The organism is Vibrio sp. YQ_11 (genome assembly GCF_043103065.1).
Classification (GTDB): Bacteria; Pseudomonadota; Gammaproteobacteria; order Enterobacterales; family Vibrionaceae; genus Vibrio; species Vibrio parahaemolyticus.
Genome location: NZ_JBICJM010000010.1, coordinates 183,995 through 200,330 on the forward strand (window position 1 = coordinate 183,995; position 16,336 = coordinate 200,330).

At 44.6% G+C, this 16,336-nt stretch carries 17 protein-coding genes; 13 read left to right on the plus strand and 4 right to left on the minus strand.

Features of this window, described 5'->3' with window-relative positions; genetic code table 11:
• Positions 1-69 precede the first annotated feature (69 nt).
• Positions 70-1,083, plus strand: a complete 1,014-nt coding sequence (gene ansA, locus ACF8EG_RS07990) for an asparaginase (RefSeq protein ID WP_005479567.1) — start codon at positions 70-72, stop codon at positions 1,081-1,083.
• An 86-nt stretch (positions 1,084-1,169) separates the two neighbouring features.
• Here the strand turns inward: ansA and ACF8EG_RS07995 are convergent, their stop codons facing one another.
• The gene (locus tag ACF8EG_RS07995; RefSeq protein WP_005461780.1) at positions 1,170-1,454 is read right to left on the minus strand and encodes a YeaC family protein; all 285 of its coding nucleotides are present in this window, start codon (positions 1,452-1,454) and stop codon (positions 1,170-1,172) included.
• A 101-nt stretch (positions 1,455-1,555) separates the two neighbouring features.
• Between ACF8EG_RS07995 and ACF8EG_RS08000 the strand changes: the two genes are divergently transcribed.
• Positions 1,556-2,377: a DUF2989 domain-containing protein gene (locus ACF8EG_RS08000; protein ID WP_069504722.1), complete on the plus strand. Its 822-nt coding sequence runs from the start codon at positions 1,556-1,558 to the stop codon at positions 2,375-2,377.
• 106 nt (positions 2,378-2,483) lie between these two features.
• Here the strand turns inward: ACF8EG_RS08000 and msrB are convergent, their stop codons facing one another.
• A complete protein-coding gene (msrB, locus tag ACF8EG_RS08005) occupies positions 2,484-2,927 on the minus strand; it encodes a peptide-methionine (R)-S-oxide reductase MsrB (protein WP_079858808.1) in 444 nt (147 codons plus the stop codon).
• A gap of 303 nt (positions 2,928-3,230) precedes the next feature.
• Here msrB and gap point away from each other — a divergent pair, with 303 nt between their 5' ends.
• The 10 genes from gap (at position 3,231) to ACF8EG_RS08055 (ending at position 13,381) form a co-directional block, all read left to right on the plus strand.
• A complete protein-coding gene (gene gap, locus ACF8EG_RS08010) occupies positions 3,231-4,226 on the plus strand; it encodes a type I glyceraldehyde-3-phosphate dehydrogenase (protein WP_005479552.1) in 996 nt (331 codons plus the stop codon).
• A gap of 157 nt (positions 4,227-4,383) precedes the next feature.
• Positions 4,384-5,268, plus strand: a complete 885-nt coding sequence (locus ACF8EG_RS08015) for a D-hexose-6-phosphate mutarotase (RefSeq protein WP_053319189.1) — start codon at positions 4,384-4,386, stop codon at positions 5,266-5,268.
• Positions 5,269-5,459: 191 nt separating this feature from the next.
• Positions 5,460-7,496, plus strand: coding sequence for a methyl-accepting chemotaxis protein (locus tag ACF8EG_RS08020; RefSeq protein ID WP_069504724.1), 2,037 nt, complete (start codon positions 5,460-5,462; stop codon positions 7,494-7,496).
• Between the two features lie 147 nt (positions 7,497-7,643).
• The gene (rlmA, locus tag ACF8EG_RS08025) at positions 7,644-8,480 is read left to right on the plus strand and encodes a 23S rRNA (guanine(745)-N(1))-methyltransferase (protein ID WP_069504726.1); all 837 of its coding nucleotides are present in this window, start codon (positions 7,644-7,646) and stop codon (positions 8,478-8,480) included.
• Between the two features lie 87 nt (positions 8,481-8,567).
• Positions 8,568-9,515: a ChaN family lipoprotein gene (locus ACF8EG_RS08030; RefSeq protein ID WP_068864001.1), complete on the plus strand. Its 948-nt coding sequence runs from the start codon at positions 8,568-8,570 to the stop codon at positions 9,513-9,515.
• Positions 9,516-9,756: 241 nt separating this feature from the next.
• Positions 9,757-10,116: a hypothetical protein gene (locus ACF8EG_RS08035; protein ID WP_069504728.1), complete on the plus strand. Its 360-nt coding sequence runs from the start codon at positions 9,757-9,759 to the stop codon at positions 10,114-10,116.
• 386 nt (positions 10,117-10,502) lie between these two features.
• Entirely contained in the window at positions 10,503-12,080 is a 1,578-nt protein-coding gene (locus tag ACF8EG_RS08040) for an alkaline phosphatase (RefSeq protein ID WP_005460094.1), read from the plus strand.
• A gap of 137 nt (positions 12,081-12,217) precedes the next feature.
• The gene (locus tag ACF8EG_RS08045; protein ID WP_005460130.1) at positions 12,218-12,517 is read left to right on the plus strand and encodes a ribbon-helix-helix domain-containing protein; all 300 of its coding nucleotides are present in this window, start codon (positions 12,218-12,220) and stop codon (positions 12,515-12,517) included.
• 152 nt (positions 12,518-12,669) lie between these two features.
• Positions 12,670-13,065, plus strand: coding sequence for a VOC family protein (locus ACF8EG_RS08050; protein ID WP_005460098.1), 396 nt, complete (start codon positions 12,670-12,672; stop codon positions 13,063-13,065).
• Between the two features lie 31 nt (positions 13,066-13,096).
• A complete protein-coding gene (locus tag ACF8EG_RS08055) occupies positions 13,097-13,381 on the plus strand; it encodes a putative quinol monooxygenase (protein WP_025546303.1) in 285 nt (94 codons plus the stop codon).
• 70 nt (positions 13,382-13,451) lie between these two features.
• Here the strand turns inward: ACF8EG_RS08055 and ACF8EG_RS08060 are convergent, their stop codons facing one another.
• Both ACF8EG_RS08060 and ACF8EG_RS08065 read right to left on the minus strand, forming a co-directional pair.
• Positions 13,452-15,131 carry a mechanosensitive ion channel family protein gene (locus tag ACF8EG_RS08060; RefSeq protein WP_021453584.1) on the minus strand — a complete coding sequence of 560 codons (1,680 nt, stop codon included), beginning with the start codon at positions 15,129-15,131 and terminating at the stop codon, positions 13,452-13,454.
• 238 nt (positions 15,132-15,369) lie between these two features.
• Positions 15,370-15,810, minus strand: a complete 441-nt coding sequence (locus ACF8EG_RS08065; protein ID WP_005460092.1) for a YcgN family cysteine cluster protein — start codon at positions 15,808-15,810, stop codon at positions 15,370-15,372.
• A gap of 187 nt (positions 15,811-15,997) precedes the next feature.
• On the opposite strand from ACF8EG_RS08065, the gene ACF8EG_RS08070 reads away from it, so the two are divergent.
• On the plus strand, positions 15,998-16,246 hold the full coding sequence (locus tag ACF8EG_RS08070) for a GlsB/YeaQ/YmgE family stress response membrane protein (RefSeq protein WP_005397239.1): 249 nt from the start codon (positions 15,998-16,000) through the stop codon (positions 16,244-16,246).
• Positions 16,247-16,336 lie beyond the last annotated feature (90 nt).

Consider the following 16,336-nt stretch of genomic DNA (forward strand, 5'->3'; position numbering starts at 1 on the left):
GAGCCTCGCATCTCAAGGTTATTTAGGTATATAATCCCGCCTCTGTTCCCCTACATGAAAGAAAAAACGATGACTAGAAAACACATCTACATCGCTTACACCGGTGGCACCATCGGTATGCTAAAATCGGATCACGGTTACGTTCCTATCGCTGGCTTTATGGAAAAACAGCTTGCCAGCATGCCGGAATTTCACCGTCCAGAGATGCCGGAATACACTATCCACGAATATGATCCTCTTATCGACTCATCAGATATGACACCAGCAGACTGGCAACAAATCGCTGATGACATTCGTGACAACTACGACAAGTACGATGGTTTCGTTATTCTGCACGGCACTGACACGATGGCTTACACCGCGTCGGCTTTGTCTTTCATGCTAGAAAACCTGGGTAAGCCAGTTATCGTTACTGGTTCTCAAATTCCTTTGGCTGAACTGCGCTCTGATGGTCAAGCAAACTTACTAAATGCTCTGCACATCGCAGCAAACTACCCAATCAACGAAGTCACCTTATTCTTCAACAATCAGTTGATGCGTGGCAACCGCAGCACAAAATCTCATGCTGACGGCTTTAATGCATTTACGTCACCAAACTTGCCTCCATTGTTGGAAGCGGGCATCAACATTCAGATTAGCAACAGCATCAAGGTGAACGCGCAACCTGAAGGTGAGTTCAAAGTTCACAACATTACTCCTCAACCAATCGGAGTGATCACAATGTATCCGGGTATTTCGCATGAAGTTATCCGCAATACCTTGCTTCAGCCAGTGAATGCAATGATTTTGCTAACCTTTGGTGTGGGTAACGCTCCGCAAAACCCAGAACTACTAGGCCATCTTAAAGAAGCCTCTGAGCGTGGTGTTATTGTGGTCAACCTGACTCAATGTTTGGCTGGTAAAGTCAACATGGGCGGTTATGCGACAGGCTGTGCGTTGGCAGATGCAGGCGTAATTAGCGGTTACGATATGACGCCAGAAGCGGCGCTCGCAAAACTGCACTTCTTATTGAGCCAAAACCTGTCTTACGAAGAAGTAAAAGAGAAAATGCAGGAAGTACTGCGTGGCGAAATGAGCCTGTAAGCGCTTCTTCAAATCTCTAACAATGCTTAGATATTAAAAAAGCCCGATATTGATTGGGCTTTTTACTTTGGTATGAAGTGACAGAATCAATCGAGATTCGGGTTTACACGAACAATGTCACTTTCATCGGTATTGAACTGTTTTTTCAGTTCCTGTTTAGACTTAAAACTGATTTCACCACCAGCCGCAACCGTCATATGTTGCGCCTCGGTATTGTGTTTTGATTGATACAACATCACAGCTTGCATACACGAATCTCGCTGCTCTCTAGAAAGTGTTGTACCCTCAGGCCATCTTCCCGTTTCTACTGCATAAACCAAACGATCATAAACTTCTGGAGTTATCGCTTTTAATAGTTGTTCTGCGTCCATAATGTACCTTCTTATTACATTCTATTTACAGAACATAACGGGTTAAGAAACTGAGTCAAGAACACGAAAATGAATTGGTGTAACGGATCACAAGCAAAACCATGAAAAAAACATACTGGTTACTCGCCAGCCTCACTACCCTTACTTTGACGGGCTGTTTTGAAGGCAACGTTACAACAGAAGAGTTGTGTCAAAAAACGCCAGAGCTCCGTTGTGAAAACCTCAATATGGATGACGGCCAATGTCGAATTCCTAGAACCAAGTTAATTTGGCACCGTTTTGAGCTAGTGAAAAACCCATCAGAAGCAAACCAAATTACCGAATACAGCATCGTTGCTGATTATCGCAAATGTTTGGAGCTCGCGTCTCAGATCACCCCTATCGATCAAAGTGAGCTAAAAAGGCAACGCTTTAATGCCTTGGTACACAGCATAGATGAACTCAAGCGTATCGTCGAAGAACTGAAAGGTTCTCAACAACCAGAGACGCTCTATTTTCTTTGGTCACAAACGGGCGATACACAAGCACGTCGTCAATTTTTACAAATGGAAGGCACACCCCAGTTAAATACTGCAGAAATGCAGTATGCCTTAGCCACTTTCTATACCAATAGAGACGCAAAAAAAACGCTAGTCTTGCTCAATAATGCTTTGGCTCTGTCAAACAAAGACAACCTAAACCCTGTGATACTTAAATCACTGGCAAGCATTAACCAAGGTTTAGGCGAGAAAAAGCAGGCGTACTTATGGGCGATGGTTGCCAAACGATTTGATGTACCTTTAGCGGATGAAAAGCAGTTGCAGCGTATGTACCACTTCGAGGATCCGAACCAATACGAAAAGTTAGATGAGTTGGCCGATACGATTGCAAAGGCAATACGCAAAGGCAGTTATTCGCCCGATATGATCCCTAAAGACATGTAAACAAAAAACTCCCGCTTAGCCGGGAGTTTTTTTCCTATTGCTGGTGATTATGAGTGGTCTAACGGTACGATGAAAGGATAAAACACTCTTAACAGCAAAAATGTCATTATTCGTCAGATTTGGTGAAAATTAACGACACCGAATTTACACAATAACGCTCGCCAGTGGTCTTCGGACCGTCTTCAAAAACGTGACCCAAATGGCTATCACAGCTCGCACAACGAATCTCCGTACGAACCATTCCGTGACTTAGATCTTCCAAATAGCGTATTGCTTCATTATTAAGAGGTGCATCAAAACTCGGCCATCCACAGCCAGAGTCGTACTTGTTATCCGAGATAAATAGAGGGGCATTACAGCACGTACAAGCGTAAACGCCCGTCTCTTTATTATGCAGTAACTTACCACTGAACGGGGGCTCTGTACCTTGCTCTCGACAGACACGGAACTCTTCGTCAGATAACTGCTCACGCCACTGTTCATCAGACTTCGTTACTTTTTTTCCGCTTTGTTCCACGAATTTCGGTTCCTTCTTTACTATTTTGGGCATTGACTTTTTTAGCAAAAAACTTGCTTCTCGTAACAGTTGTAGCACATACTTTCTCACCAGGACACCATGTGTAATGAATTTGATACGAGTACTTATCTCGCAAGTTATATTACGCCAACTGGACTACAGAAGATTCAGTAAAAGTTTAAAAAACGAACATTTGCGAAGAATTGTTAAAAAAAGCGTCGCTTTTTTTTGACTTTAAACAAGTTAAGTCCGATTATCTGTTGCAGATGTTTACTGGATTCTGTAATTTTACTACCAGTTATCTTTAATCAGAAATTAAGTTGTGGAGCAACTATAATGACTATCAAAGTAGGTATTAACGGTTTTGGCCGTATCGGTCGTTTCGTATTCCGTGCAGCGCAAGAGCGCGCAGACATCGAAGTTGTAGGTATTAACGACCTTATCGACGTAGAATACATGGCATACATGCTTAAGTACGACTCAACTCACGGCCGTTTCAACGGTACTGTTGAAGTTGAAGGCGGTAACCTAATCGTTAACGGTAAAACTGTACGTGTTACTGCAGAGCGCAACCCAGCTGACCTTAAATGGGACGAAATCGGTGTTGACGTTGTAGCAGAAGCAACTGGTCTTTTCCTAACTGACGAGACTGCACGTAAGCACATCGAAGCTGGTGCGAAGAAAGTTGTTCTAACTGGTCCTTCAAAAGACGCTACTCCAATGTTCGTAATGGGCGTTAACCACGCTACTTACGCTGGTCAAGACATCGTTTCTAACGCTTCTTGTACTACTAACTGTCTAGCGCCTATCGCTAAAGTTCTTAACGACAAGTTCGGTATCGAATCTGGTCTTATGACTACAGTTCACGCTACTACAGCAACTCAAAAAACTGTAGACGGTCCTTCTGCTAAAGACTGGCGCGGTGGTCGTGGTGCTTCTCAAAACATCATCCCATCTTCAACTGGTGCTGCTAAAGCTGTAGGCGTTGTTCTTCCAGAACTAAACGGCAAACTAACTGGTATGGCTTTCCGCGTACCAACAGCTAACGTTTCTGTAGTTGACCTAACAGTTAACCTAAAAGAAGGCGCATCTTACGAAGCGATCTGTGCAGCAATGAAAGAAGCTTCTGAAGGCGAACTAAAAGGCGTTCTAGGCTACACTGAAGACCAAGTTGTTTCTCAAGACTTCATCGGTGAAGTTCAAACTTCAGTATTCGATGCTAAAGCTGGTATCGCTCTAACTGATAACTTCGTTAAAGTTGTATCTTGGTACGACAACGAAATCGGTTACTCAAACAAAGTTCTAGACCTAATCGCACACATCTCTAAGTAATTAGAAATCGTGATTAGCTCTTAACTGAGTTGAAAAAGAGGCGGCTTGATAGTCGCCTTTTTTGTATCTGGAATTTGAGAAAAATCTCAGACGTACTTTCATAAATACTGAGAAGTGCGCCGAAATCTACCTCTTCCCCAGTGTAGGAAACAAGCACATGGATTTAAAAACTCTTCCTCCTCTAACCGTTCTTTCAGACAACGTAACTGTTGTCGAAATCGATAACGTAAAGATCGTTCGTATTATTCATGACAAAGCGACAGCAGGTATTGCTTTACACGGCGGTCATGTAGTCTCGTACGCACCACAAGGTCAAGAAGACTTGATCTGGATGAGCGAAAAAGCCATTTTTGATGGCAAAGCAGCATTACGTGGTGGCATTCCTGTTTGTTGGCCTTGGTTTGGCCGTATTGCTGCACCAGCTCATGGCTTTGCGCGTACATCCGAATGGGAATTGGTTGAGCACCGCGAAAATGAAAATGGTGTCATCGTCGAGTTGGCACTATTCCCAACCGAAGAAACACATCAAATTTGGCCACACATGTTTGATGCGCGTCTTCTTGTCGAAGTGGGTGACGAACTCAAAGTAACGCTGAAAGTTCTTAATATCGATGATGAAGCTTGGACGTTCTCAGGCGCATTACATACTTACCTAAACGTGGGCGACATCAAACAAGCGCAAACAACAGGTATGGGCAATGAGTACATTGACAGCTTGAAAAATAGCGAAGTGTGTCAGGGTGGTGAGGTTCTTCAACTGACTGACACCATCGATCGCGTATACACGCAGCCAGAAGCTCAAATTTTAGTGAAAGACCCTGCTCTTAACCGCACGTTGAGCGTAGCGAACCGCGGCCATAACTCCGCAGTACTATGGAACCCGTGGGCGGAAGGTGCACAAGGGATGGGAGACATGGCTGACAATGGCTATGAAACCATGCTGTGTGTGGAATCTGCCCTTCATGCACCAAGTATTGAAGAAGGCAAGACTCTTGAGCCAGGCGAGAGCTACGAGCTCGTGACAGTGATTGCTGCCCAATAATCTTCCTAGGCCGGCTCATCCGGCCTTTTTTTGAAATCATTTCCGTTCTTCCTCGGTCACTTTCTAACTAACTCATTGGTTATCTGAGTTTTTTGACAATTTAATTAATAGATATCAAAAAATTATTCATATAAACCGATAGCATGCCGATACAAAACTCATAAGTTATAAATATATCAGGAAGACATTCCATGTTAGAAAAGTACAGAAATCAAAGTGTTGGCTTTCAACTAAAGTTAGTCATCACTTTGTGCCTAGTAATTGCCTTTTCCAGCATTGCTGCGCTCGTTTATCGAAACGCATCTGGCGTACTGCTAGAAAGTACGTTGAGAGAACATCAATCCAAAGTCGAGTCGATGGCAAAAACCATTGCCGGTCAGTTCGATGCTTACCTTCATACTGCTCAAGTACTCGAATCAACTTTTCGCAATGGTTACCTTGCAGGCGTTTATGTAGAAAACTACACGGTAGACTTCATGGGCCATGAAGTACCAAATATCACGCAATACAGCGAAAGTTTGATTAACGACACAAAGCTGGTCGACAGCTTCACGCGTGATACCGGAGCAATCGCAACGTTATTTGCACCACTTGGTGATGACTTCATTCGCGTTTCAACATCATTAAAAGATCCGCAAGGTAAGCGTGCAGTAGGCACGACTCTTGGACGCAATCATCCTGGTTACCAACTCTTAAAGAGCGGAAAACCTTACTACGCGCAAATCAAACTATATGGCGAACGCTACATTACCTATTACGCGCCAATCAAAGACGCTAACGGTAACGTATCTGGCTTGTCATTTATCGGTTTGCCAGTAGACCAAGCCACACAAACTCTGTTTGATGCTCTAGAAGAGATTAAGTGGGGCGACACAGGCTACACCATCATTGTCGATAACGACAAAAACAATCTTGGTAAGTACTTACTCCACCCAACTAAGAGCGCTACCGATCCTTCAATCGTAGAAGTTCGTGATTACGATGGTAACAAGCCTTTCCATAAGATTTTCGAACAAAAGAGTGGTCTGATCCGCTACCCATTCCAATACGGATCAACCGTCGGTGAAAAATACTTAGTGTTCACCGAAGTACCCGGCTGGAACTGGAAACTACTGGGCGGTACATTCATCAAAGAAGTGACCAAAGGCAGCGACACGCTACTTAAACTGATAGCCATCATTTCTTCGGTAGCAGCGAGCATCACTTTTGTTGTGCTCACTCTGTTCTTAAATCGCAGCTTACAGCCTCTAACGGTGTTGAACTCTTACATGACGCGCCTAGCTAATGGTGAAGTCAGCTTACAAATTCCGTCGTCTCGTAAACGTTCTAAAAATGAGATTGTGAATTTGAATAACGGCGTTGCAAGCATGGCAAATCAATTGAATGAGTTAGTTGGCCAGATCCGTTCTACTAGCGATTTAGTCGAAAGTAACTCGACCAGTGTAGCAAGCGATGCTCATAGCAACTTAACCCAAGCGGATCGTCAGCAAGAAGAAGTTGAGCAAGTCGTAACAGCGATCGAAGAGATGGCCTCTTCCGCTCAATCGGTGGCGCAGCAAGTAGAAAGCATTGCTGAAAATGTCCGCTCAGCGAACTTAGATAGCCAATCTGGTTTGACGATTGTTGAAGGCGTATGTGTCGACGTGGCGCAGTTGAATGATCAATTGGATCAATCAGCCGAAGCCATCGAACAAGTCAACCGTGACAGTGAAAGTATCCAAACCGTCACAAGAATGATCGACGAAATTGCCGAGCAAACCAACCTACTCGCTCTCAACGCAGCAATTGAAGCGGCACGTGCCGGTGAGCAAGGCCGTGGGTTTGCTGTGGTCGCGGATGAAGTTCGCACATTAGCGCACCGCACGCAAAGCTCAGTGCAAGACGTAGTTGGGATTATCGAGAAACTAAAAGGCTCAACACAAAATGCCGTAACCATGATGACTGACAGCCAACGCAGTGCGAATCAGGTGCTAGACAAAGCGCAAGACGCAGGCACCGCGCTCGAAGCGATTGTCGTACAGGTACAATCTATCGCCTCTCAAGCTGATGCCATTGCCGCGACCTCGGAAGAACAAGCTCAAGTTTCACAAGAAATTGCAGCCAACGCGCATTCAATCAGTGAGCTAAACCGAGAGAGCCGTAACACCAGCGCGAAAACATCACAAAGTGCGATCGAGTTACAGCAACAAGCGAGAAATTTAAAAGAGCAAGTGGACTTCTTCCATTAATCCCCAGCCCTTCTCCTCTTATCATTGATCAAAACGTGTAAGAGGCACTCAAGAACCTAAAGAGCCGAGATCTTCGGCTCTTTTTGTTTCACTTAAAGCCACGCTTTTTGATAGAATTTGCCGCCCTACTTTCTGTTCGAGATCGTCATGAACTATCAATGCCCTCTATGTCACCAACCACTTTCGCTGACTGAAAAGACGTTTAAGTGTGAAAACAACCATCAGTTCGACCTAGCAAAAGAAGGTTATGTGAATCTGATGCCTGCGCACCACAAACGTTCGAAAGATCCAGGTGACAACAAAGAAATGATGCAAGCTCGCCGCCGTTTTCTCGAAGGAAACCACTACGATCCAATGCGTCAAGAAGTGGCTCGACTATGTGCGAAATACACAGAAGGTACGATACACCAATTACTGGATATCGGTTGTGGTGAAGGTTATTACACCGATCAAGTGCAGCAATCTCTCTTCGAACAAGATCCACAAGCTACTGTTTTTGGTTTGGATATTTCTAAAGTGGCCATTCGTTACGCTTCTAAGCGCTACCCAAACTGCCAATTTAGTGTAGCGTCTAGCCATCGCTTGCCGTTTGCAGATCAATCACTGGATGCGATTTTGCGTATTTATGCACCATGTAAAGCAGAAGAGTTGCAACGCGTCATCAAAGACAACGGCGTAGTGATCACGGTAACGCCCGCGGGTAGTCACCTTTACCAGTTCCGCGAACGCATCTATCAAGAAGTTCGCTTACACAATGAAGAACCAGAGAACATTGAAGGCTTTGAGCTAGAGCATCAACAAAAGCTGAACTACACCATGGACTTAGAAAATGGTGTTGCATTTGATTTGTTGCAAATGACTCCATTTGCTTGGAAGGCGACGGATGAACTTCGTGAAGAGCTAAAGTCCGCTACACTTTTCCAGTGTGAGGCCGACTTCATGCTGCGCGTTTACCGCAAGAAGCCAGTTCAACAAGAGAATTAATAGAGAATAACGAAAATCATTCTCATTTATATTGATTCATTGCTCAGCCTCCATTAATATCACTCGGACATTTTTGGAGGCTTTTCAATGCGCTTTTCTATTTTAGGCCTTGCATTTGCAAGCGTACTTTCAGGGTGTGTTTCTACCACGCCAACCACATCGGCCCTTTCTTCAACAGACGTCGCCACCTTTTACGATTACCAACTGCATTCTCCTTCTGGCAACGCCCTTGATTTGCAGAACCTGCCAGATGAGTTAAAAAACGCTGACGTGATCTTGGTTGGAGAGTGGCACACTCATGCTGGTATTCATCGCTTCCAAACCGATCTACTGAGGCAACTTTCTTCTGGCGAACGCCGTATTGCCTTATCTATGGAGCAAGTCACGCGTGACAAGCAATCGGTGCTAGACGCTTATCTAAAAGGCGAAATTGGTGAACAATACTTCATGTCTCAAAGCAATGCGTGGCCAAACTATGAAAGCGATTACCGCCCACTCGTTGAGTTCGCCAAGCAAGCCAACTTACCTGTTATCGCCGCAAATGCACCCAAATACATCGTCCGCTGTATTGGTCGTCAAGGTGTTGATTACCTGAATAAATTAGATGATGAAGAGCGCAGCTTTGTGGCTGAAAACGTCAATACCGCGAACAGTCCATATAAAGAAAAGTTCATGGCATCCATGCATCATGGCAAGCCAGAGCAAACTGAAAAGCAATACGCCGCACAAGTAACGTGGGACGAAACCATGGCGGAGTCGATTGTGAAATACCTCGCTCAAAACCCAAATGCTCAAGTTGTTCATGTCGCGGGAAAATTTCATACAGAAGCAGGTTTAGGTACCGCAGCATCCATTTTACAACGCAACCCTGAGCTTAAAGTGGTGGTGGTTAATCCAACGTCTGAAATCAGTACAAACAGCCCAGACTATCAGTTAGAAGTACTCGAACCGCCGGTTCGCTTCGTTCAAGACGCGAACAGAATGGCCGCGTATAAGCACCTATCTACACGTAATGACGATCTTCAATGTAAATAACGTGGCCTACCCTACATTTTAATCTACTTGTACGGTCTGCTTTTTGCTTGCTATTGAAGAAACAATCTTGGCGGCAAAAACAGGCCCGTTTTCTCCTATCATGAGTTCCAACCTTTGATTCAGAATATCTGCGTCAAATTGGTACAAATTGATTCAAGAAATACCCTATGCCGTCGATATAGAGATAACTGCTTTTTACCCGCACTCAGTGAAAGAGTGTCGATGTTCCAAGGAGTATTCGATGAATCCAGTAGGAAGCAACCCAGTAAACTCTTATGCTAAGCAACCGGCAGTAGTGGCACAAAATCAAGACAATCAAGTTGATACGGTTGCCGCGCCACTCAACGTTGAGCAAAACAAAGTGACACTTTCTACGGAAGGTAAGGCACTGCTAGCGGCGTTGCAGCAAATTGACCATGAGAGTAAAAAGGTAGAAGCAGAAAACAAAACAATGGGTGAAAAAGTTGAATCTTTCACTCACGGCGCCCTTGGCATGGATCATCCCGACAAGATTGAAGAAGAGGAAGACGACTCATATTCTGCAGGGCAGTATCTTTCCGCGGCGCTCACTGTTGGTGGTATCATTTTAGCTCTCGTCTAGCCGCAAAATTCCTACTCGACACGATAACAAACCGTGTTTGAATCCGTACTGAAAAGCAGACCATAATTCCTTTCGCTTAAGAACAAGCCATCATACAACATGGATGAATCTTTCATCTATAAGGCATGGTTCTTACTGCATTCACTCGTTTATTGCTCCCTCAATCAGGTTTCTTATGAAGGCGCTAAATGGATGACTTTAGTCCATGCTTTCAACTCCTAAGCGTAATCCAAGCCCACTTCTGTGGGCTTTTTTATACTCCAACATCTGCGACCGAGTTGGCTAGCAACCCTAAATGACAATGCCGTGAATCTTTTATTACCGCCACAAAAGCGTCATAAACCGCTGCTTTAATTTCTGCGCTTTCAATAAACAAGGAAAATATAATGAAGCGTTTAGTTTCTCCGATTATTACTGCAGTGGCTGCATCTACACTTTCATTCAATGCGCTATCCGCTGAAATCAAAAACGTTATTCTGATGATTGGTGATGGTATGGGTCCTCAGCAAGTCGGCTTGCTAGAAACCTACGCGAACCACGCACCAAACTCGATTTACAAAGGCCAAACCACCGCGCTCTACAAGTTAGCGCAAGAAGGTGTGATTGGCTCATCTTTAACGAACCCAGAAGATGCAATCGTTGTCGACTCTGCATGTTCGGCAACAATGCTTGCAACAGGTATCCCAACTGCATCAGAAGTGATTGGTATTGACAGCCAAGGCAATCACGTTGAGACCATTTTGGAAAAAGCCAAAAGCAAAGGCAAAGCAACGGGTCTTGTTTCAGATACGCGCATGACGCACGCAACACCAGCCGCGTTTGCTGCGCATCAACCTCATCGCTCGCTAGAAAACAACATCGCTTCCGATATGCTAGAAAGCGGTGTCGACGTGTTGTTATCCGGTGGTCTTCGTCACTGGATTCCAAAATCGACTAACGACAAAGGTGAAACTTACCAAGCGCTAGAAAAGCTTACGCAAGGCAGTGTTTACCTGAAATCTAAGCGTAAAGACGAACGCAATCTGCTTACCGAAGCGCAAGACCAAGGCTACAGCCTAGCTTTCAGCCGAGACATGTTGGCACAAGCAAAAGGCGACAAACTACTTGGCTTGTTCGCTTACTCAGGTATGGATGATGGTATTGCTTATAGCAACAGCAAAAACGATCCAAAACGCACACAACCATCGTTGAAAGAGATGACGGTCAAAGCGCTTGATGTTCTTTCTAAAGACAAAGACGGCTTCTTCTTGATGGTTGAAGGTGGTCAAATCGACTGGGCTGGCCACAGTAACGATGCTGGTACCATGCTACATGAGTTGATTAAGTTCGACGAAGCGGTGAACTCTGTTTACGAGTGGGCGAAAGGTCGTGACGACACACTTATCATTGTTACCGCAGACCACGAAACAGGTTCTTTTGGCTTTAGCTACTCATCAGCAAATCTACCTAAACCAGAAAAACGCAAAGGTGAAGCCTTTGAAAAACGTGATTACGCGCCAAACTTCAACTTCGGTAAGTTTGAAATCCTAGATGGTTTATACAACCAGAAGAAAAGCTACTACGGCATGATCAGCGAGTTTGAAGCGCTAGATAAAGCACAGCAAACACCAGAAAAGCTAGCTGAAGTGGTGAATGCCAACAGCGATTTTTCTATCACACCTGAGCAAGCCGCTCATGTACTAGCAAGCAAACCAAACCCATACCGAGTTGCTGGCCACTCGTACCTAGAAGTAGAAACGGTACCAACAATTAACGACTTTGATGCGTTCTTCCCATACAACGACCGCGGTAACTTGCTCGCTCGCGAACAAGCGACCAAACAAAACACGGTATGGGGAACAGGCACGCACACTCATACACCAGTGAACGTATTCGCTTGGGGGCCTGCAGAAACCATTCTTCCAGTTTCAAAAATCATGCACCACTCCGAGCTTGGTGAGTTCCTAAAGCAACAAATTAAATAATCATCTTGCACTTACTTCACGTCTTGTGATGTTCCAACGCTCTCTCACGAGAGCGTTTTTTTTATCCGCAAAAACAGTTGACGTTTTAAGCAACAATACTCAATATTTGCACGTCTTAAATCATATCTACGAATACCATGTGCGAAATATTTGCTAAACAACCACAGGATAATTATCAGTTTATCACTCGTTCCATCCGCATTGACGGCCATGCCACCAGCGTAAAATTAGAGTCGAGTTTTTGGACGATTCTTGAAGAAATTGCCAGTGCGCAAGACATGACGGTTCCAAAGTTTATCAGCACGGTGTATCAAGAAGCACTGGAATACAATGGTGAAGTGAACAACTTTGCATCCTTACTGCGCTGCGCATGTCTCACGTATGCTCGACAACCGGAAAACACGCTCCATCAAGCGCTTGCTCAACTTAACGCCTAACACCTAACTATTCTTACCAAAATATTCAATGGCATCGATGAGGCTTTACGCCTCAATCGTAAGCTATTGAGCGTATTCTTATTTGTCGTACTCTAGTACTACCCACACTCCTTTTGTACTCGCTAACCTATGCGGACAATTAAGGAGTACTCATGACAAAAATGATACACACCATGATCCGAGTACGCGATCTGGACCGTTCCCTACAATTTTACCGCGACGCACTTGAGCTAGAGATCAAAGACCAATACGTTTTTGATGGTTTCTCCCTAACCTATCTAGCAAATGAAGAAACAGGCTTTGAATTAGAACTTACCCACAACCACGACCAAAGCGAACCTTATACTCACGGCTCTGGTTACGGCCACCTTGCCGTTAGTGTGGACGACATCGAACAAGCTCACAAACGAATTAAATCTCTAGGTATTGAAGCAGGTGACATCAAAGCGTTTGACCACCAGCAAAAACACCTAGCGACCTTCTTTTTTGTCACCGATCCTGACGGTTACAAAATTGAGTTCCTGCAACGACAGGGACGCTACCTATAACTAAAACCGATAATTAAAAAGAGTAAAAATTATGATTCACTTGACTGCTACCTTTCATGCACAACCGGGGAAAGAACAACAACTGAAAGAAGTGCTAACCCAAGCGCTTGAGCCAACTCGCAATGAAGACGGTTGTGTTCGTTATCAGTTGTTCCAAGATAAAGACAACGCATGCCACTTCGTTTTTCAAGAGCAATTTAAAGACCAAGAAGCGTTCGAATTTCACGGTAAAACTGAGCACTTTGCACGTTTGATCAACCAGATTGAAAACTTGCTTGAATGCGAACCGAAGTTAGCGTTCTTTAACGAACTGTAAGACACAAAACTTACCGCAAATAAAAAGGCACTCTTTATCGAGTGCCTTTTCGTATTTGGATGACACGCGATTACGCGTCTTTTTTCTCCACCATGTGCAAATGCACATCTTGTTGTGGGAAAGGAATCGAAATGCCTTCGCGATCAAAGCGTAACTTCACTTCTTTCGTTACATCCCAATATACCTCCCAGTAGTCATCTGTTTTAACCCAAGGGCGAACGATGAAATCTACCGACGAAGTATTCAAAGTGTGCACTTTAATCATTGGCTCAGGCGCGCGAAGTACCGCAGGGTGTGAAGTCACGATATCCGTTAGTACCGATTCCGCTTTCAATAAATCGTCTGCGTAGCCAATACCAAACACCATATCTACTCGGCGAATACGCTCATGGGTTACGTTCTTGATCACATCTCCCCAAATCTTACTGTTCGGCACAATGATGATCTGGTTGTCGAAGGTGCGAATCGTGGTGTTCACTAAGCTCATGTGACTTACCTTGCCATCCACACCACCAGCGTAGACAAAATCACCCACATCAAACGGACGGTAAATCAAAAGCATCATACCCGCTGCGAAGTTCGACAACGTATCTTGCAACGCGAAGCCAATGATCACACCGGCAATACCGAAACCAGTCAGAATTGGCGCTAAGTTCAAGCCAATCTGCGACAGGCCAACCATAATACCAATCACCCACACCACTTTACCGGACATGGAGATAAAGAAGTCCTGCATTAGGTGGGAAAGTTTCAAGTTCTTAGAAGACACCGCTTTGCTCACCACTTTGCGCGTGAGTTTAGCCAGTGCACGAGCAATCAATAAGATCAGCGCGAACACGAATAGCTGGAAGATATGCTGTGGTGCGTTTTCCGCAAACCAATCCACCGCGGAGTTTGACCAGTGACTGATGATGGACCACACCACTTTGGTGTCTAGCAAGTCGTGTGTGATGCTGCCTGTGATTTCAAAGATCTGACGCTTGTACTCCGACGTCTCAATACCCATTTTGTCGCCGATCGACATCAGGTTACGCAAACTTTCCGTTGCGATATTCAGTCTCTGCTTCACGATCAGCTGGCTAAGTTGCAAAGACGCTTTTTCTGATTCAGGGCTGGATGAAAGCTGCGTACCAATGATTTCTGCTTGTTGACGCAGATACGCCATCGATGCCGATAACAAACGCATGCGCTTATCTAGCTTGTCTTGCAATTCCGCTTCCGCACGCTCATTTTGAACGCCTAATTGCTTGAGCCATGCCAAATTCTGCCAGCTCGAATCAAAGCTCACATCCAAGTAATGTTGAAGCTCGCGGTAGTCGTTAATAAGCGCGAGCTTTTCTTCGTCTTTCGCTTTGTTTAACTCTTCAATGACTTCTTTGGTTTTGGTCGTCAGATAATCGGTCGCGTCTTTTGAGTACTTTTCTTGCGTTTTGACGAGCTTAATCAGCTTGTCACGAGGGATGGACTCACGCTCAATCGCGGACGCTAATTGATTTCTCAACTCTTCATTTTTTTGGAAAAGTTGTAGCTGAAGCGCATCACGCTCGTCACCGGCCGTTTGCGATAGGCTTTGCGATAAATCGACAATGTCGATGTTCAAGCTATCTATAGAAGCTTCTGCTTCAGAGATAATAGGAGGTTCTGTGCTTTCTGTGGCCTGCACAAAAATAGGGGTCATCATCGCGATGAATAAAGCGAATATCGCTACCCAAGGTGTCTGGCGATTTTTCAGGGGGAAATGAAACGTCATTTTTACCTCGTAGGAAACGAATCCCGATCGGAGCGATCAAGAATCGGAATGTAAAGCCTTGAAATGATATGCCCTAAGTTTACATCACTAAATTGCAAACCGAGCAGCATTTAGTTAATTAAGCGTCAGAGTTCAACAATGACCGTCGTTTTGTCATCACTTATGAGAATCCGGTCTTTTATTGACCCTAAAAGCAAACAAGCCTTTCACTGTTGGTAAAAGGCTTGTTTCAATTTGGCTATGGGCGATTTGGGTGATTCAGAATGTGATCTTCCCAATCCACCACATCAATTTCGTACACCACTTTGTTGCGGACACTTTCGCCCGCCGCGTGCATTGCGGATTTCGAGCCCGTAATCAACGGGTGCCATTCTGGTAATGGCTGATTTTCGGCTAACAGACGGTAAGCACACGTGTGCGGTAACCAAGTGAAATCGTCGATGTCTTCGCGTGTCAGCTTGGTGCACTCTTCGCCAGAGGTAAAGCGATTTGGGTAGTCCTTACATGAACATGTTTTGCTGTTCAGCCAGCTACACGCCACATTGGTGTAGTAGATTTCATCGGTATCTTCATCCATTAGCTTGTGCAAACAACACTTGCCACACCCATCACAAAGAGATTCCCATTCCTCTTCGCTCATGTGTTCTAACGATTTACTTTGCCAAAATGGAGTGCTCATACTTCAGGTCTCACCAAGGGAATTAGGGGCCGATTTATACTCTTCTCGCCGCAAAAGTTCAAGTTTTGAGACGATCTCCAATCGGCATCAAGTATCTAATACGATATTCAACCATTTACAATTAACTGTTCTATCCTTATACGAGTTCGCATTATTTCATTGATCACGAAGGAATTAAGGAGTTTTCATGGGTATCATTTCTTGGATTATTTTGGGCTTGATCGCCGGGGCCTTAGCGAAATGGTTGATGCCAGGAAAAGATGGTGGAGGCTGGATCGCAACCATGTTGCTCGGGATTGCCGGTGCCTTTGTTGGTGGTTTCCTTGGCGGCATTCTTGGATTTGGTGGCGCGACAGGTGTAAACATCGGCAGCATCATTACCGCAACGCTGGGCGCGTTTATTCTGCTGTTTGTTTACAATCGTTTCTTGAGATAATCACAACGGTTTAAAAGCAAAAAGGAGCACTCTATTGAGTGATCCTTTTTATTTTTTCTTAAGCGACTCTTCCAATCCACGTCAAAATGA